Origin of the sequence: Brevundimonas sp. UBA5713 (genome assembly GCF_002419815.1) — a bacterium.
Classification (GTDB): domain Bacteria; phylum Pseudomonadota; class Alphaproteobacteria; order Caulobacterales; family Caulobacteraceae; genus Brevundimonas.
In genome coordinates, this window is the sequence record NZ_DIGV01000004.1 from 14,136 (window position 1) to 30,715 (window position 16,580).

Consider the following 16,580-nt stretch of genomic DNA (forward strand, 5'->3'; position numbering starts at 1 on the left):
TTGTCTTAGTCGAGGGCGCAAATATCGGGCAGACCGCGCATGCCGCCCTGATGGTCAAGGCCATAGCCGACCAGGAAGCGCGCGGGCGCTTCCCAACCCACAAAGTCCGGCTCCATCCGCTCATGCTCGCAAGGCTTGCGGGCAAAGACGCAGGTCAGCACGCGGGCGGCACCGGCTTCCTTGGTGATACGCACGGCCTCGACCAGCGAAAGGCCGGTGTCCAGAACGTCGTCGATCAGCAGAACCGTCTTGCCTTCCATCGAGCGCTGGAAGGGAGCGCGGACCGTGACCTTGCCACGGCTTTGCTTTTCATCGCCATAGGACGACATCCACACCGCGTCGAACTTCACGTTGCGGCCTTCGCGGTACAGGGCGCGGGTCAGGTCCGATCCGAACCACAGCCCCCCCGTCAGCAAAACAGCGGCGACCGTGTCGTCATCGATCACCGGAGCGATCTGACGGGCCAGTTCGGCATTGATGCGTTCAATCTCGCTTTGGGCGAGCAGGACGGTCGGCGCGGATAGGGGGGTGTCAGCCATTCCCAGCCGATACCCCCGACAAAGCCCCGTTGTCGAGGGGCTGGTCTGTCGAAGGCAGGGTACCAATACGTCGTAGGCCGTCGGCACGGTTGGCGGTCGTCTCGGTGGGAGAGGTTGCCACCGACTCGGCTTCTGCGGCTTCTACGGCTTCAGCCTCGGCGGCTGCGCCCTTGGGGCTTGCGGTTGGAGCGGCCTTCGGGGGCGCAGCGGGTTTGGCCTTCGGCTCGGTGATAAAGGTCATGGAGGCGGTGGCGAACCGGCCCTGCGGATTGGGGAGGATGGCGGCAAAGCCCTCCACCTTGCCCGGCAAAACCGGCGGTCCGTCGATGCGGATAATCTTGTGATCGATCTCGCGTCCCGCATTGTCGAGGATGGAGATGCGGATCGGCGGGGCGACGATTTCATGGTCGCGAATATTGCGCACGGCACCCGAGACCACCACGCGACTGGTGTCATGGGCGGCATAGCGGGCGTTCTCGGCCTCGAATTCCAGACCCACGGCGTTGGTGTGGATACCCACCGCCTTATAGGCTGTAGCCAGTCCGGGCACGCGGGCGACAATGCTGTCCCGCCAGATATAGGCAGACAACAGAACCGCCATGATCAGAACGATCAGCAGGCCCCAGGCCAGACCCTGACGGACAGCTTCGCGCGCACGACGGCGTTCCTGCTCGCGGGCGCGGAAGGCTTGGGGCAGGGGTGGTGGCGTGGCGGGGTCTTCGTTCAGCGGCGCATCCAGCGGCGAGGCCGGAGCCACGGCTGCGGCCACCTCGGCCAGGTCCAGAGGCGCGTCTTCGCTGACCGCGCGCCAGTCATGACCGCAGGATTTACAGCGCACACGCCGTCCGTTCGGACCAATTGCGGTGTCCGGAACGAAATAGCTGGTGGCGCAGGCGGGGCAGGTCAGTATCATGTGTGCTGACTGCGAGCCTTGTGGCCCCCTCCTGTCGAGGGCGCGCACGCCCCGGTCCAAAACGAATTAGCCCTATGCCAGATCACGAGCGACGCACCCACGTGCCAGACAGAGAGATCAATACCGCGCGCCTGACGAACGTAGGGTTTGGTTATCCCGACCGACCTTCGGTGCTGCGCGATATTAACCTAACTTTGCCGCAGGGCTCTTTCCATTTCCTTACCGGACCCTCGGGTGCAGGCAAGACGTCGCTCTTACGACTTTTGACCCTGAGCGAGCGCGCCCATGCGGGGCGAATCACCCTGTTTGGAGAAGACGTCACCCATTTGCCGCGCGCCCGCATCCCTGGCCTGCGCAGCCGCATGGGTGTGGTGTTTCAGGATTTCCGCCTGCTGGACCATTTGTCAGCCTTCGACAATGTCGCCCTGCCGTTGCGCCTGAACGGCGAGAAGCCGCGCGATTATGTAAAGGATGTGGTCGAAATGCTGCGCTGGGTCGGCTTGGGCGAGCGGATCGAGACCTTGCCTCCGGCGCTGTCGGGCGGAGAGAAACAGCGTCTGGCCATTGCCCGTGCCGTCATCACCCGTCCGCGCCTGATCCTTGCTGATGAGCCGACAGGCAGTGTTGACAGAGCTATGGGCGAAAAGCTGATGCGTCTGTTCACCTCGCTCAACAAACTGGGGGCCACGGTGCTGATCGCCACCCACGATGACGAGCTTGCCGGACGCTATGGCGCGGGGATGCTGCGTCTGGAGGGCGGCCATCTGTCGGACGTGACACCCATGGCCCCGCCCCAGCATCCATGGAACGGTCAGCCCGCAGAGGGGGTGGCCGGATGACCCATACGCCTCCGCCTGCGGCTACCCGCCGTCGCCCTCTGCCGGTGCCGGGTGAACTTCTGCCCCGTGAACGCTGGGACCAGCGCTGGCTGGCTGCTGTGATCGGTGTGCTGTGCTTTCTGGCCTGTATCGCCGCTGTCGGGGCCTTGGCTGCCGACCGTGCCGCCCATGGCTGGGCCGGTGAGTTGCGCGGAGAGGCCACTGTACAGGTGCGTCCGCGCGTCGACGAAACCGGACCGACCTCTGCCGCCCGCGCCGCCGAGACGCTGGCGGGCGTCGACGGTGTAGACGAAGCCCACGCCATGGACCGCAAGGAGGCCGAGGCCCTGCTGCGCCCGTGGGTGGGTGAGGCGGCTCTGCCGGACCTGCCGCTGCCCTATCTGGTGGTGGTCAAACTGTCAGCCGACAATCCCGCAACCCCGCAAGCGCTGTCCAGCGCCTTGGCCGAAGCAGGCCTTGATGCCAGCGTGGACGACCACAGCCTGTGGCGCGGCGAGGTGGAAAGTGCGGCGGGCATGGTGACAGCCTTGGCCATTGCCGCCTTTGTCCTGATTGCCGGAGCCACGGCGGCGGTGATCGCCTATGCCACCCGCGCGGGGATGACCGCCCAGTCGTCCATCATTGAGACCCTCAGCCTGAATGGTGCCTCTGACCGCCATATCGCAGGCCTCTATCAGGCCCTGTTCGGCAAGCTGGCACTGGTGGCGGGTGCGGCAGGAGCCGTCGTGGCCGCTCTGGTGATGGGGCTGCTACGGGTGATCGGCGGACAGTCGGGCGTGACGCCTGCGCTGCCGGTATGGTTCTCCGATCTTTCCGTGCTGGTGGTCTGTCCTTTGCTGGCGGCGGGGACAGCCGTGCTGGCCGCACGTCTGACGGCACTGGCGAAGCTGTCAGGTCGTGGCTAGGTAGGGGCGATGAAGTTTCTGACCCTGATCGCGGCGGTGGCCATCATGTGGCTGGTCGGCCTGTTCGTGTTCGCCGGACGGGTTCATGACCTGACGCCTGCGCCCGAGCCGGCGCGCGCCGATGCCATTGTGGCCCTGACCGGTCCCTCCGCCGATCGCGTCAACATGGGTATTCGCCTGCTGGAGCTGGACAAGGGAGATCGCCTGCTGATCTCGGGCGTCAACCGCGAGGTTCGCCGCCGCGAACTGCGCGCCCTGACTCCGGGCTCCAGCAAGCTGTTCAACTGCTGCGTCGATCTGGGTTTCGAGGCCGAGGACACGGTCGGCAATGCCAGCGAAATCGCCGAGTGGGCCCGCGCGCGCGGTTATCGCAGCCTGATCGTGGTGACCTCCGACTATCACATGCCGCGCTCCCTGTTGGAGATCCGCAGCGCCCTGCCGGGGGTCAAGCTGACGCCCTATGCGGTGCGTACCCCCTCTTTGGGACAGCCGGACTGGTGGCGCGTTTCCGTCAGCGCACGGCGCATGACGCTAGAGTATATGAAATATCTTGCCGTGCTGGGGCGCGAGGCCCTGCATCGCGTGCAAGGCAAACATCCTGAACGACCGGCCGAGGCTCTGCCTCCCGCCGTCGACGCCAAGGCCTGACCTGAATGAATACCATCCGCTCGCTGCTGTTTTCGCTGTGGCTTTATCTGTCCATGCCCATTTGCGCGATCGGCCTTTCGCCTGCGCTGCTGATGTCGCATGGACCGGCCATGGGCGTGATCAGGATATGGGCACGCATGGTGCTGTTCGGCTTGCGCTGGATCATGGGCGTAAAGGTCGAGGTGCGCGGGCTGGAGCATCGCCCGACGGGCGGGGCGCTGGTCGCTGCCAAACACCAGAGCATGCTGGATGTGGTGGCCCCGTTCACCTTCCTCGATGACCCTTGCTTCGTCCTGAAAAAAGAACTGATGCCGCTGCCGTTCTTCGGTTGGTTCGCATGGAAGACGAAGATGATCCCGGTGGATCGTGCCGCGCATGCCAAGGCGCTGAAGGACATGGTCAAACACACGCGTGACCGTCTGGCCGATGGCCGCCAGATCATGATCTTTCCCGAGGGTACTCGCACCCAGCCGGGCGTGCCGGGGGACTATAAACCGGGCGTGGCGGCCATTTATCGCGATGTGGAAACCGCCTGTCATCTGATCGCGACCAACTCCGGCCAGCACTGGCCAGCGAAAGGCATGACGGGCTTCAAACCGGGCCTGGTCGTGTTCGAGTTCCTGCCGCCGGTCGAGGCCGGGCTCAAGCGCGGCGAGATGATGAAACAGATGGAAGAGCGGATCGAAACCGCCTCGGTCGCCCTTTTGAAGACATAAATCTACGTTTTTGAAAATGGTAACTGAACCCGTGTCGAAAGATACGGTCCCCCCTTCAGGAGCTATGCATGCACCGTCACCTCGTCGCACTGGCCTTTGCGGCCGGCACCCTTATGGCTGGATCAGCCATGGCCCAGTCGCAGCCTTATGAATCCGTAGAGGAACCCAAGACCTGGAAGGTCGACGTGGGCGGCGGTTTCGTGCGTGGCTTCAGTGCGACAGGCGACAGTTCCAAGGATGTGAACTGGACCTTCTGGGGATCGGCCTCCTATCGCGACATCGTCTATGCCAACGGTCTGGACGGTATCGGCTGGAACGCGATCAAGACCGATGACTTCCGCGCTGGTGTGCAACTGCGCCCGCGCTTTGCGGCCGGTGATATCGAAGGCTTTGACCGCCCCGAGCTGGGTGGCGATGCCACCGTCTATGCTTTCAAGCGCCTGCCGGGGAATGTGGTGGTCGGTGGCCGCCTGTCGCAGGATGTGACCGGCGATGACGCGGGCATGGTGTGGAACGTTCAGGCCGGCCACCAGCGCGTTACGCCGGTGGGTCTGCTGCAGCTGATGGGCTATGCCCGCGGTGGCGATTCCGACCGCCTGAACCGCTATTTCGGTGTGACAGCTGAAGAGGCCGCCCGCACTGACTATGCCGCGTTTCAGGGCGACGGCGGCATCTCGGCGGCAGGGGCTTCGGCCTTCCTCGCCGTGCCGATCGGCGACCGCTACGGTGTCGGTGCCTTCGTCAACTATGAGCAGTATCTGGGCGATACCCGCAACAGTCCGCTGCTGGAAGATGACTATACCTGGCGCGCGGGCCTGATTGGCGTCGTCCGCTTCAACGGCATGTAAAACCAAAACGCCGCGCCCCTTCCGGAGCGCGGCGTTTTTCTTAACACGCAAAGCTTGCCTTAGCGGCTGGCGGCGAACTCGCTGATGGCATCGATGACGGCGCGGTTCTGGTCGGCGGTGCCGATGGTGATGCGCAGGCCCTGTGGAAGGCCATAGCCGCCCACGCCGCGGACAATAATGCCCTTCTTGTTCAGATAGTCGCTGGCGGCATTGGCTTCTGCCCCGTCAGCAAACAGCACCAGCACGAAATTGCCTGCCGACGGCAGGACGTCATAGCCAAAGCCCTTGATGGTCTGGGTCAGGCGCGGACGCCATTCCAGCACCAGTTCGCGGGAGGCCTCCTGATGTTCCAGATCGTTGACGGCTGCCACAGCAGCGGCAAGGCCGGGTACCGAGACATTGAACGGCAGGCGGATGCGGTCCATCGCATCGACCACGTCCTTGGGCGCATAGCCAAAGCCGATGCGTAGCCCGCCCAGGCCGTGAATCTTGGAAAAGGTGCGGGTGACAACAATGTTGCTGGCCGTGCGCGCCAGTTCAAAGGCGCTTTCATACTCCGGCTCGACCACGAACTCGGCATAGGCCTCATCGACCACCAGCAGAATATGCGGCGGCAGGGCGGCGTGCAAGCGACGGATTTCCTCGGCGGTGTTCCAGCTGCCGGTCGGGTTCGACGGGTTCGACACGTAGACGATCTTGGTGCGGTCATCGACCTGCTCCAGCAGGGCGTCGACCTCGGCCTTATAGTTCGGCTCGGGGGCCAGCTTGACCTCGGCCTCGCAGCCCATGGCCGAGATACGATAGGCGAGGAAGCCGTACTGGCCGGTGACGATGTTGTCGCCTGCGCTCAGATAGGTCTGGTTCAGGAGGGCGAACACCTCGTCCGAACCATTGCCGAAGATCAGGCGCTCTTCTTCCAGACCGTGGTGGGCGGCGACAGCGGCTCGCAGCTTGTCGGCGCGGCCATCGGGATAGATGTGGATCTTCTCCAGCACGGAGGCGAAGGCTTCGCGGGCCTTGGCACCGGCGCCCAGCGCGTTCTCGTTCGACGACAGCTTCATCGGCTCGGCCACGCCGTCCAGCGCGCCCTTGCCGCCCACATAGGGGGCGATGTCGAGGATGCCGGGTTTGGGCGTAGGGGCAGCCTTGGATGCGTCAGTCATGGAGCGTTCCTCGCAGTCTTTTTATAGGGTCGTCTTAAAATACCGGCGCGGCACCGATGACGCCGCGCAATTCTCCCGGTGCGGCGTTCAGCCGTTCGTCTTCTGCCTGCACATAGCCATTCAGGGCAAACAGCTTCAAGCCTGGGGCGCTGGCCAGAAGGCCTGCGGCCAGCCCCGTACGCGACAGGGTCTCGACGATGGCTTCCTCGGCCATGGCGCTGTCGGTGACCCAATAGGTGCGGTCATCGCCGGTAGGGCCGGTGCTCTCGCCGGAGATCAGCAGGGCACGCGGGCGGGCATGGGCATCGTCGGGCAGGGCGGCGATGACGCGCAACTCCGGCATGCCCAGCAGCTTGCCCCACCATGGTTTCTGGCCCACGTCGATCAGGGCGCGGGCTCCTTGGCGGGCGGCTTGCAGAGCCTGATCGGCATCCGGCACCGCGCGGGCAAACGGGCCCCATCGGTCGGCTGCCAAAAGCTGGGATACCCCACCGCAGGCGCAAAGCGGACGGCTCAGCCCCACTTCCATCCGGCCCATAACGGCGCGCACGGCGGCGCGCTGGGCCACGGGCAGGGTGCGGAGCAGATCACGTAAGGCGATGGCATCGGCATCGGGGGTCGGGCGCGGACCGGCGCTCAGGCGCGCGGCCACCGCATCGGCAATGGCTTTTTCAAGCGCGCGCAGGTGCGGGTGGTCTTGAGGTTCGGTCAGCATCAGAACAACTGCGGGGCCGGAGCCAGCGCAAACGGGCCCAGATAGGTGCGGCCATTGCGGAACAGGACGCTCAGTTCGATGTTCTGGCCATCTTCGCCCTGACCGCCTTGGGGGCTGGCGGCAGCGGCATGGGCCGCGGCGGCACGGTCCATGGGCGTGCCCGACTGGGCACCGGCCAGACCGACGATGGCGGCCAGCGGTTTTTCAGCCTTGAAATGGACCTCGCCTTCCAGCTGGCCCTTGTCGGAGGCTGTCAGCTGGGGGCTGGTCAGCAGCGCGTGGCTGATACCGGCGCGCATTTCGCCGCGCACGGTGGTGAACTTGCCGCCGGACGCCGTCCATGCGGCCAACAAACCGGCCTCGGTTGCCGGTTGGCGCAGCGCACTGGCTTTTTCGATCACGGCCTCGACCTGAAGGGTCAGATCGCCGCTCTGGGCAAAGCCCTCCACCGGACCGCCCGTGCGGCCCTTGGCCTCGACCAGACGGAACAGGACATCGACATCGTCCTGGGCTTGAGGGGCGGTGCCCACATCGACGCTCGCCCCCACATGCGGGCGCATATAGAGCTGGATCAGCTTGGCGTTCGCCAGAGGAAAGGGCTGTGCGCCTTCGGCAGGCATAAAAACCGGAGCCACCATTTCCATCGCCACATTGGGCCAGCGCTGACGAAGGCCGGTCAGGCTCATACGGATGGCCTCGCCACTGACGGTGGTCTCGCCCTTTTCAGCCCGCACCAGGGTTAGCCCCTGCGTGGCACCGATCACCCAGCGGGTCGGATTATAGCTGTTGGCCTCGGCGGCCATCTCTGGCGCACGCAGGCCGTGGCCGGACGGGGCGACGACCTGAAGATTTTGCAGCGAAATGCGGGCATGGGCGGGCCAGCCCGAGGCACTCATGTGGTCATAGCTGACCGTCCAGCCGGAGGCTTCCAACTGGCTCAGGCGCGTGCGCAGCTGGGATTGGACCTCATGCGTCAGGTATAACCACCAGCCCGTCCAGAGGACCAGACCGATACCCACCAGAATAAAGGGAATGAACAGGCCCTTGCGGCTGTGGCGCGGCTTTTCGACAGAGGTTTGGCTCATGGTGTTCTCTATAGACCAGCCGGTCGTGGCCGTCTTGTGTTCCCTTAAGACCTTGTTTCGTCAGGCGGTCACATCGGCCACCGTGGCCGAACAGACGCCGATGGCCGCCTGTGGCGACAGGCCCAAAAGCAGGCCGCGTTGACCGCCATTGATCAGCACGCGCTCGAACAGGGTGGCGGTTTCATCCAGCACGGTCGGGACCTGTTTGCGCTGGCCGAAGGGGCTGACCCCGCCGACCTTATAGCCGGTCAGCCGCTCGGCATCGGCGGGCTTCATCATCTCGGCGTGTTTACAGCCCAGCGCGGCGGCCAGCTTCTTCATCGCCACTTCGCAGTCGGACGGCAGGATGACACAGGCGGGTTTGCCGTCAGCCAGCACCATCAGGGTTTTGAACACTTCCTGCGGATCAATGCCCAGCGCCTGCGCAGCCTGAAGCCCCACGCGGGGAGCAGTGGGGTCATAGTCATAGGGGAACAGCTCGAAGCTGATCCCCGCCTTGGTCAGGGCAACAGTCGCAGGTGTGGTCTTGGCCATGATCAGTCGGTCTTCAGGAAGTCCTTGGTCAGGTCGACCGCCTCGGCCAGACCCAGTCGCATGACCTCGGTGCCGGGCGGCAGGGCCGAGAACAGGCGCGTCGGGCAGGCGGCGTCCAGCATGATGAACACCCCCTTGTCGTCAGCACGGCGGATCAAGCGGCCAAAGGCCTGTGCGATGCGTCCGCGCGCGAGGGCGTCGTCATAGGTGCGGCCATGGCTGCCACTGCCGAACTTTTCACGGCGGGCCTTGTGTAGCAGGTCAGGGCGGGGCCACGGTACGCGGTCAAACGCCAAGACCCGCAAGGATCGGCCCGGCACATCCACCCCGTCGCGCACGGCGTCTGTACCCAAGAGGCAGGAGTCGTTTTCGGCGCGGAACACATCGACCAGAGCGCCGACCTCCAACGGGTCCACATGCTGGGCGTAGAGCGGTATGCCCGCCTTGGCCAAGTCAGGACCCAGCCGCTCGTAGACGGCCTTTAGCCGGCGAATAGCGGTGAACAGGCCAAGTCCGCCACCGCCCGCCGCCAGAAACAGTTCGCGCATGGCCGCCGCAATCTGGCGCGGGTCGTCCTTCATCAGGTCATTGACTACGATCACGCGGCTGTTGTTGGCATAGTCGAACGGGCTGTCGACCTTTAAGGTGCGGGCAGGCTCGATCAGACGCGCCGCGCCCGACCGCATGCGGGCCAAATCGAACGGGTCTTCGGCGGACGGATCGGACAGGGTCGCGCTGGTGACCAAGACCCCGTGCGACGGCATGATGACGGCGGCTTCCAGCGGCACGGTCGGGTCGATCCAGTGACGGCGCAGGGCCACGTCGTGGATACGGCCAAAGGCGGCCTCGGCGGAAAGCCAGTCCACGAAATCCGGATCCGGCTCGGCACCGGATTCATCCAGCGCTGCCAGCATAGACCGCCATCCAGGCAGGGTCATACGCGCGCGACGGTCCAGACCGCGCAGGGACCCTTCGATACGGGCGCGGGCGGATGGATCAAGCTCGGCGGCTTCCTCGTCCAGAATGTCTTCCAGATGGCGGGCCAACGACAGCAGGGGGGCCTCGACCGCGGCCAGAGCCTGGGCGGCCTCACGCGACGCTTCGCGCAGGGTCTCGGTGACGGGGCGCAGCGAACATTCAAGCCCGAACTCGGCGCCGCCCGTCTCGGCAGCGCGGGCGCGTAGCTGTTCGAGGGCGGCCACCAAGAACCGCTCGATCGGGCCGATCGGATTCACCTCGCCCGAGGCAGGGGCAATGCGGCCCGACACGCCTTCGCCCGGCAGTTGGGCGGCGGCACGTATAGCGTCGGACAGGGCGTTGCGGGCGGCTTCATTGTCGGCGCACAGATCGCCCAGACGCTGTTCCAGTCCGCGCCCGCGACGGCCACGGCCTTCGGGACCACGGATCCAGCGGCGCAGTTCGGCGGCTTCCTGACCGGACAGGGCCGCCGAGAAAGCGCTGTCGGCGGCGTCGAACAGGTGGTGGCCCTCGTCAAAGACGATGCGTTTCAGCGCGGCGGTCTCGCCATCCTGTTTCAGGCCGCGCGCGGTGCGGGCACCGTCAAAGGCGGCTTGGGTCATCACCAAGGCATGGTTCGCCACCACAAGATCGGCGCGGCGGCTGGCGCGGATGGTTTTTTCGACAAAGCACAGTCGGTAGTGCGGACAGGCGGCATGGACACACTCTCCGCGCCGGTCCACCAGATTGGCAGGGCTGGCCTGATGGGCGGGAGCCACGGCAAACAGGCCCGACAGCCAGCCGGGATAGTCGCCGCCCGTCATATCACCATCACGGCTATGGGCAGCCCAGCGGGTGGCCAGGGCCATACCGATGATGTCGCCATTGCCCAGTTGGGCGGCCTGAACCATGTCCTGCAGGTTCAGCAGGCACAGATAGTTCTCGCGCCCCTTGCGAACCACGGCCTTACGGCGGCGTTCGGCCTCGTCGGGCCAAAGGGCGTGGCTCTCGCGGTCGATCTGGCGTTGCAGGGCGCGGGTATAGGTGGAAATCCACGCTGCCCCCTGATTGCGCTCGGCCCACAGCGAGGCAGGGGCGAGGTAGCCCATGGTCTTACCCGTGCCGGTGCCCGCCTCGGCCAGCAGGACACGCGGACGCCCCTCTTCCTGGCGCGGCGAAAAGGCAAAGGCGGCCTCGGCGGCATAGTCGGACTGGGCCGGACGGGTTTCATCTAGGCCCGAAGAGCGCAGCAGTTTTTCCAGACGGATACGGGCGCTTTCGCTGTCGACGGGGGCACTACCGGCCTCACCGCGCGGGGCCTCGTCCTCCCATTCGGTCATGCGCGCCCAGACATCGAGGCCCGAGCCGCGCGACTGACGGTCACGGATGCCACCGGCCTCCAGCGCCTTGGTGACCATCGGCCCCCACGACCATCCGGCCCGCTCCATGGTCAGGGCGAGGGTGTAGGCCTCCTCGCGCGCCGGATAGGCGGGATCGGCCAGCTCGTTCAGGAGATCGCCAACGGCTTCGCGCAGGACGCTCGCTTGTGCCTCGGCACCCTTGGGCTCGGCACGGCCCAGCGCCAGTGCCAGACCCGTCGGCGACGGCGCGCAGAATCTGGCGGGCCGCACAAAGGCAAAAAGCTCAAGCGCATCGAGGATCATGGCCGAACGCGGCGGAGCCTCCAGCCCAAGCCGACGCGCCGTAATGGCGGCGTGGGTGACGATGACCGGACCGCCCAACAGATAGCCTTCGGCCGCGCCGCGACCGATCTTGCGCGCGCCGTCCTTGTCGCACACCGCACCGGCCCCGGGCGGGGTTGCCAGCGCGAGGGGCAGATCGAAGTCCAGGGCGGGCCGGATCGTGTCGGAAGCAGGGATGGTCGGGGTCGGCGCGGTCACAGCTCCAACATAGGCGTCGGCGGGCCGAAACGGAAAGGCATGATCAAATTATTGATCAACCAGCGGTCTGTATATTGATACAGGTTCATCCTTAGGCTCATGATAGTCCGCTGCCAGTGGGGTCCCGGAGGTTATATGGTCTCGCGTAGTATCAAGACGGACGAGCTGACCCTGCAAATCCAGGAAGCCGGAGAAGGCCCCTTGGTCATACTCCTCCATGGCTTTCCTGACCTTTCGATTGGCTGGCAGCACCAGATCAAGGCTTTGGCCGAGGCGGGCTATCACGCTGTCGCGCCCGATCTTCGGGGGTATGGCGGGACGGGTGGCCCGCAAACCGCATCGGCCTATTCAATTTTCTCGCTGGTGGGTGATGTGGTGGCTTTGGTCGAGGCTCTGGGAGAGACCAGGGCGGTGGTTATCGGCCACGACTGGGGGGCGGCGCTGGCCTGGCATTGTGCCCTGCTGCGGCCCGATATGTTCCACGCCGTCATGGCGCTGTCCGTTCCCTTCCAGCCAAGACGCACCAAGGGCCCGCCCACCGAGGTGATGCGCTATCTGTCGCAAAAACGCGGTGAGGGGCTGCTTTATATGGCCGCCTTTGCCGATCCCGATGCGCACGTGATCATGGATGCCGATCCCGAAGCGGCTCTGCGCAAGATGTTCTGGTCGTTTGACGGGGCCACGGCAGACGATGACCGAGCCAGCGGTTTCATTCCGGACGGCCAGGATTTCCTGTCGGCCATACCGGACAGCGCGACCGTACCCCCATGGATGTCTGACGACCACTTCCAGCGCTATGTCGCCGCCTTCAGGGCAGGCGGCTTCGAGCGCCCTGTCCACTGGTACCGCAAGATCGACGCCAACTGGCAGCGCACGCGCTGGCTACAGGGCCGCAAAATTGCTGTACCGGCCTTTTTCATGGTGGGGAGCAACGATCCGGTTCGCCAGTATGCTGGGCAGCACGAAGTTGAATTGCGCGAATGGGTGCCGGACCTGCGCGGTATGACTGTGGTCCCCGGTGCCGGCCACTGGATTAATCAGGAGCAGCCTGAGGTGGTGAATGCCGCCATTCTGGGCTTTCTGTGGGACCTGTCGCTGCGTCGTTAGCGGATGATGCGGGTGGGTCCCAGACTGACCTGCTGGCGAAGGTAGTCGATGCGGACCTGCTGAAATCGGCTCATGACATCGGCCCCGATCAGCAGTGCAGGGCGATCCGACAACCCCAGAACCTCGAAGATGTGAAGGTCGGCAAACAAGAGCCGCACATCGCGCGCATTGCGCACTCCAAAGCCGACAATTGTAGAGGGACCGGTCAAAACCGTAAGCGGCGGTCCGCTGACACCCTGCAAAATGGCCGTCTCACCAGTCGCACGACTGCTCAGGGCACTGCGCAGCGCATGGTTGGCAATCGAATACTGGGAGCCCGTATCCAGAAAGCCTACAGCCGGTACACCGCCTACCGTCACATCCAGCATCATCAATCCGTCCACCACGCGCGTGGCCACGGGTTTCAGTGCCTGGCTTTGGCCCAGCAAGGTGGCGTGGCTTCCGGTATTGATGGCTATCCCCTGTGAGACGGAGGGTCCGAGCGTGGAGCGGCGTCTGGAAATATCCAGTGTCAGACGAAACTCGCGCAGATGGTTCATGCCCAACAGGCCTTCCGCCCCCAGTGCCTCGTGGGGAAATACCGGCACGAGGACATTGTCATAATCGACGGGCTCGATCCGAATTCGGGGCACATAGGCGCTGGGTGTCTGGAAGGTGCCGGTGACCGTATGGATGGTGAGCTGCGGGCCGGCTTTCAGGTCCAGCGCCTGCGCCAGCCGATCGGAGATCGATGTCGACTGCGCCCCTGTGTCGATGACGAACAGGCTGGGTCGCGAACCCAAAGTGACGCGTGTGGCCAGGCGGGTGAACAGGTTCAAAAACAGCCGCTCGCCAGAGGCCGAGCTAGGGTTCTCATGCGCCTCTGTCGGTATGAAGCCGGCGATAGGCAGGGCGGCAAACTGCCAGAGGCCATGTCGGCGTGTGATGTCCGTCAGTCCCGTCTTGGCCATACCCGTCTCCCGTAATCGTCACAGTGACTGACATAACGAGGGTATTTATGTGGCGAACGGATATTTGTTTCAGTCTCGAGGATGGGCAGACTGATAGGCGCGCATCAGGGCTTCGGCGTCGACCTGGGTGTATTTCTGGGTCGTGGACAGGCTGGCGTGACCCAGCAGTTCCTGAATGGAGCGCAGGTCTGCCCCCGCCCCCAGCAGATGGGTTGCAAAACTGTGGCGCAGGGCGTGCGGGGTAGCCGATGCGGGCAGACCCAGACGCCCCCTGAGGCGCTGAACCGTCGCCTGCACCTGTCGCGCAGACAGCGGTCCGCCGCGTTTGGCGCGGAACAAGGCCTGTTCGGGGGACAGCGGCCACGGGCATTGGCGCACATAGTCGTCGATGGCCTCGGCTACCTGCGGCAGGACGGGCACGACCCGTGTCTTGTCGCCCTTACCCGTAATGCGCAGCGAATCACCCAAGGGCACATCGCCGAACCGCAGCGACAGACCCTCGGAAATCCGCAGTCCGCATCCATAAAGCAGGGTCAGCACAGCGCGGTCGCGCGCGGCCTCCCACGGCTCCATGTCCGGATCGGCGTCAGGTTCCTGCAACAGGCCGATGGCCTGATCCTCGGTCACGGGACGGGGCAGGGTCGACTTGACGCGAGGCCCTTTGACCAGCGCCAACTGTGGCGCATCCACCCCGCATCGACGGTCCAAGAAGCGGTGAAAGCCGCGAATGGCGGCCAGAGTCTGCGAAAGGGAGCGGGCGTTAAGCGGTCTGTCACCGCTGCGGCGCTCGGCCAGATGGGCACGCAATTCTGCCGCTGTGATCGTCCCCAGATCGTTCAGCGACAGGGTCTCGCCGCGGTGTGTCTGGACAAAGGCCACGTACAGCCGACCGATATGGCCATAGGCTTCCAGTGTGCGTTCCGACAAGCGCCGTTCGTGGGCCAGATGCTCCAGCCATGCCATCAGCGCCTGATCGGCGCTCAGATGTCCTGAAGGGGCCATCGGGCGGCCATACGCTCGACCACGCGGGCCACGAAGGCGATCAACTCTCCGCCCATGGCCGGGGTGAAGCCTTCATCCTCGTTGGAGCCGAAGGCGCACAGGGCCGGACGCGGTGTGTCGCTCTCCGAAAAGCGCAGCGTCATTCGTACCAGCGCAACCGAGCGAACATCGCCATCGGCAGGGCCAAACAGATCAAGTCCGGTGAAGTTCGGACCCAGCCAGTTCAGGCCGTCATCGCCCAGCAGGGCATCAACGCGGCCTGGCTCCAGCGCCTTCCAGCCAAACGGTACGGCACCCGGCTTTTCGATGGCCACAGCCGCTCCAGCCAGACCAAAGCGGGCTTGCGTGGACATATCCAGCTGGCGGGCCAGTTCGATGTGGTTGTTGGCTTCCATCAGGTCCAACGCCGCGACGTGGGTCTGGGTCTGGGCCGCGAAATTGGTACGCGAGATTTCTTCGATCAGGCGCCGCGCGCCCGCTTCGCGCTGGGCGGCGGCTTCCATCTTGGTCAGGGCCGCACGACCGAAGTCGACCACATTGCGGCCCTCGAGCTTAAGGCCCAGCTCTTCCAGCAGGGCGCGGTCATCCAGCAGGTGCTGGCTGTTCGTTTCAAGCCACGCCCGAACCTCTGGCCAGTGCAGAGCTGCGGTGTCCTCGCCAAGGTCCAGAGAATGTGACAATCCAAGACCTCTTTTTCGGTCAATCGCTACAGGATGGACTGTTACAGGATCGACTGACCCGTCTTGCCCCAGTCCGCAAGGAAGGCATCAAGCCCCTTTTCGGTTAATGGGTGCTTTACCAAGTCCTTCAAAACCGCAGGCGGCAGGGTGGCGGCATCGGCACCGGCGATGGCTGCAGCCTCGACGTGGGCGGTGTTGCGCAAGCTGGCGGCGAGAATTTCGGTCTCGAAGCCCTGAATGTCGTACAGGGCGCGGATCTCTTCGATCAGCAGGCCGCCATCGGCACCGTGGTCGTCCAGACGCCCGACAAACGGGGAGATGAAGGTGGCCCCTGCCTTGGCGGCCAGCATGGCTTGGGCGGCCGAGAAGCACAGGGTAACATTGGTTTTGATCCCGCGTTTGGCAAAGGTGCGGGTGGCGCGTAGGCCGTCCCACGTCAGTGGTAGTTTCACGACCACATTCTTGTGGATAGCGGCCAGCTTCTCGCCTTCCATAACCATAGTCTGATAGTCGGTGGCGACGGCCTCTGCCGAAATAGGCCCCTCGACGAGATCGCAAATCTCGGCAATGACCTCGGCGATGTTCCGACCCGACTTAGCAATCAGTGACGGATTGGTGGTTACGCCGTCCACCATCCCGGTGGGCAGGATTTCTTTGATGACGTTGACGTCGGCGGTGTCGAGGAAGATTTTCATGGGCCGAATCCTAGCGCGGGTGGAGTTCTCGTGAAAGTCGCATCTGTGCTCGTCCCCCTGCCGGTGCAGGAGGCCTTTGATTATGCCGTCCCTGACGACATGGATGTGACGCGCGGTGATCAGGTCGACGTACCACTGGGGCCGCGTCTGATCCGCGGCATTGTCGCTGAGGTGTTCGAGACCACGGGCTCGAACCGCAAACTCAAGTCTATCGAGCGGCTGAGCGATGATCCTCGCCTGCCCGAAGGTACGCTGGCCTTTGTGGAATGGGCGGCGCGATGGACGCTGAACCCGCCGGGTGAAATGGCCTCGCGCGCCATTCGAGGACTGCGCGCGCCACGCCCCCGGCCCGAGCGCCGCGTGCGCCGCGTGGGCATGCGCCA

17 protein-coding genes and 1 pseudogene are annotated in these 16,580 nt (G+C 64.7%); 7 read left to right on the forward strand and 11 right to left on the reverse strand.

The window, feature by feature from the left end:
- Window positions 1-5 precede the first annotated feature (5 nt).
- Together B3B04_RS00195 and B3B04_RS00200 are read right to left on the reverse strand one after the other, a co-directional pair.
- Window positions 6-539, reverse strand: coding sequence for a phosphoribosyltransferase (locus tag B3B04_RS00195; protein ID WP_292038535.1), 534 nt, complete (start codon window positions 537-539; stop codon window positions 6-8).
- Window positions 532-1,452 carry an MJ0042-type zinc finger domain-containing protein gene (locus B3B04_RS00200; protein WP_292038537.1) on the reverse strand — a complete coding sequence of 307 codons (921 nt, stop codon included), beginning with the start codon at window positions 1,450-1,452 and terminating at the stop codon, window positions 532-534. Before B3B04_RS00200 ends, B3B04_RS00195 begins: the two co-directional genes overlap by 8 nt.
- A 170-nt stretch (window positions 1,453-1,622) precedes the next feature.
- On the opposite strand from B3B04_RS00200, the gene B3B04_RS00205 reads away from it, so the two are divergent.
- From B3B04_RS00205 to B3B04_RS00225, 5 genes are all read left to right on the forward strand, one after another.
- Entirely contained in the window at window positions 1,623-2,291 is a 669-nt protein-coding gene (locus tag B3B04_RS00205; RefSeq protein ID WP_414632051.1) for a cell division ATP-binding protein FtsE, read from the forward strand.
- Complete coding sequence (locus B3B04_RS00210) at window positions 2,288-3,196, forward strand: cell division protein FtsX (protein ID WP_292038541.1); 909 nt, start codon at window positions 2,288-2,290, stop codon at window positions 3,194-3,196. The genes B3B04_RS00205 and B3B04_RS00210 overlap by 4 nt, the downstream gene beginning before the upstream one ends.
- A gap of 9 nt (window positions 3,197-3,205) precedes the next feature.
- Window positions 3,206-3,844, forward strand: a complete 639-nt coding sequence (locus tag B3B04_RS00215) for a YdcF family protein (RefSeq protein WP_292038543.1) — start codon at window positions 3,206-3,208, stop codon at window positions 3,842-3,844.
- Window positions 3,845-3,849: 5 nt separating this feature from the next.
- Complete coding sequence (locus B3B04_RS00220) at window positions 3,850-4,560, forward strand: lysophospholipid acyltransferase family protein (protein WP_292038545.1); 711 nt, start codon at window positions 3,850-3,852, stop codon at window positions 4,558-4,560.
- Between the two features lie 68 nt (window positions 4,561-4,628).
- Window positions 4,629-5,408: a MipA/OmpV family protein gene (locus B3B04_RS00225; protein ID WP_292038547.1), complete on the forward strand. Its 780-nt coding sequence runs from the start codon at window positions 4,629-4,631 to the stop codon at window positions 5,406-5,408.
- Between the two features lie 59 nt (window positions 5,409-5,467).
- On the opposite strand, the gene hisC is transcribed toward B3B04_RS00225, so the two are convergent.
- Genes hisC through B3B04_RS00250 form a run of 5 tightly spaced genes read right to left on the reverse strand, consistent with a single transcriptional unit; the run spans window position 5,468 to window position 11,763 of the window.
- Complete coding sequence (gene hisC / locus B3B04_RS00230; RefSeq protein ID WP_292038549.1) at window positions 5,468-6,571, reverse strand: histidinol-phosphate transaminase; 1,104 nt, start codon at window positions 6,569-6,571, stop codon at window positions 5,468-5,470.
- 34 nt (window positions 6,572-6,605) lie between these two features.
- Window positions 6,606-7,286, reverse strand: a complete 681-nt coding sequence (locus B3B04_RS00235; RefSeq protein ID WP_292038552.1) for a hypothetical protein — start codon at window positions 7,284-7,286, stop codon at window positions 6,606-6,608.
- Window positions 7,286-8,371 carry a DUF2125 domain-containing protein gene (locus B3B04_RS00240; protein WP_292038554.1) on the reverse strand — a complete coding sequence of 362 codons (1,086 nt, stop codon included), beginning with the start codon at window positions 8,369-8,371 and terminating at the stop codon, window positions 7,286-7,288. Before B3B04_RS00240 ends, B3B04_RS00235 begins: the two co-directional genes overlap by 1 nt.
- A gap of 60 nt (window positions 8,372-8,431) precedes the next feature.
- Window positions 8,432-8,905, reverse strand: a complete 474-nt coding sequence (gene ybaK, locus B3B04_RS00245) for a Cys-tRNA(Pro) deacylase (protein ID WP_292038556.1) — start codon at window positions 8,903-8,905, stop codon at window positions 8,432-8,434.
- Window positions 8,906-8,907: 2 nt separating this feature from the next.
- The gene (locus B3B04_RS00250) at window positions 8,908-11,763 is read right to left on the reverse strand and encodes an ATP-dependent DNA helicase (RefSeq protein WP_292038559.1); all 2,856 of its coding nucleotides are present in this window, start codon (window positions 11,761-11,763) and stop codon (window positions 8,908-8,910) included.
- A gap of 135 nt (window positions 11,764-11,898) precedes the next feature.
- On the opposite strand from B3B04_RS00250, the gene B3B04_RS00255 reads away from it, so the two are divergent.
- Window positions 11,899-12,870: an alpha/beta fold hydrolase gene (locus tag B3B04_RS00255; RefSeq protein WP_292038561.1), complete on the forward strand. Its 972-nt coding sequence runs from the start codon at window positions 11,899-11,901 to the stop codon at window positions 12,868-12,870.
- Here B3B04_RS00255 and B3B04_RS00260 read toward each other — a convergent pair.
- The 4 genes from B3B04_RS00260 to fsa all read right to left on the reverse strand — a co-directional run bounded on the left by B3B04_RS00260 (window position 12,867) and on the right by fsa (window position 16,197).
- Window positions 12,867-13,820 carry a retropepsin-like aspartic protease gene (locus B3B04_RS00260; RefSeq protein ID WP_292038563.1) on the reverse strand — a complete coding sequence of 318 codons (954 nt, stop codon included), beginning with the start codon at window positions 13,818-13,820 and terminating at the stop codon, window positions 12,867-12,869. The two genes, B3B04_RS00255 and B3B04_RS00260, sit on opposite strands and share 4 nt — an antisense overlap.
- Window positions 13,821-13,889: 69 nt before the next feature.
- A complete protein-coding gene (locus tag B3B04_RS00265; protein WP_292038567.1) occupies window positions 13,890-14,822 on the reverse strand; it encodes a tyrosine recombinase XerC in 933 nt (310 codons plus the stop codon).
- Window positions 14,801-15,502, reverse strand: coding sequence for a DUF484 family protein (locus B3B04_RS00270; protein ID WP_292038571.1), 702 nt, complete (start codon window positions 15,500-15,502; stop codon window positions 14,801-14,803). The genes B3B04_RS00265 and B3B04_RS00270 overlap by 22 nt, the downstream gene beginning before the upstream one ends.
- A 41-nt stretch (window positions 15,503-15,543) precedes the next feature.
- Entirely contained in the window at window positions 15,544-16,197 is a 654-nt protein-coding gene (gene fsa, locus B3B04_RS00275; protein ID WP_292038573.1) for a fructose-6-phosphate aldolase, read from the reverse strand.
- 30 nt (window positions 16,198-16,227) lie between these two features.
- Here fsa and B3B04_RS00280 point away from each other — a divergent pair.
- Window positions 16,228-16,580: pseudogene (locus B3B04_RS00280) on the forward strand (primosomal protein N'); the annotation flags it as partial.

Coding starts and splice junctions, on each gene's coding strand:
- B3B04_RS00195 (WP_292038535.1), bottom strand. CDS start 539: ATGGCTGACACCCCCCTATCCGCGCCGACCGTCCTGCTCGCCCAAAGC.
- B3B04_RS00200 (WP_292038537.1), bottom strand. CDS start 1,452: ATGATACTGACCTGCCCCGCCTGCGCCACCAGCTATTTCGTTCCGGAC.
- B3B04_RS00210 (WP_292038541.1), top strand. CDS start 2,288: ATGACCCATACGCCTCCGCCTGCGGCTACCCGCCGTCGCCCTCTGCCG.
- B3B04_RS00215 (WP_292038543.1), top strand. CDS start 3,206: ATGAAGTTTCTGACCCTGATCGCGGCGGTGGCCATCATGTGGCTGGTC.
- B3B04_RS00220 (WP_292038545.1), top strand. CDS start 3,850: ATGAATACCATCCGCTCGCTGCTGTTTTCGCTGTGGCTTTATCTGTCC.
- B3B04_RS00225 (WP_292038547.1), top strand. CDS start 4,629: ATGCACCGTCACCTCGTCGCACTGGCCTTTGCGGCCGGCACCCTTATG.
- hisC (WP_292038549.1), bottom strand. CDS start 6,571: ATGACTGACGCATCCAAGGCTGCCCCTACGCCCAAACCCGGCATCCTC.
- B3B04_RS00235 (WP_292038552.1), bottom strand. CDS start 7,286: ATGCTGACCGAACCTCAAGACCACCCGCACCTGCGCGCGCTTGAAAAA.
- B3B04_RS00240 (WP_292038554.1), bottom strand. CDS start 8,371: ATGAGCCAAACCTCTGTCGAAAAGCCGCGCCACAGCCGCAAGGGCCTG.
- ybaK (WP_292038556.1), bottom strand. CDS start 8,905: ATGGCCAAGACCACACCTGCGACTGTTGCCCTGACCAAGGCGGGGATC.
- B3B04_RS00255 (WP_292038561.1), top strand. CDS start 11,899: ATGGTCTCGCGTAGTATCAAGACGGACGAGCTGACCCTGCAAATCCAG.
- B3B04_RS00260 (WP_292038563.1), bottom strand. CDS start 13,820: ATGGCCAAGACGGGACTGACGGACATCACACGCCGACATGGCCTCTGG.
- B3B04_RS00265 (WP_292038567.1), bottom strand. CDS start 14,822: ATGGCCCCTTCAGGACATCTGAGCGCCGATCAGGCGCTGATGGCATGG.
- fsa (WP_292038573.1), bottom strand. CDS start 16,197: ATGAAAATCTTCCTCGACACCGCCGACGTCAACGTCATCAAAGAAATC.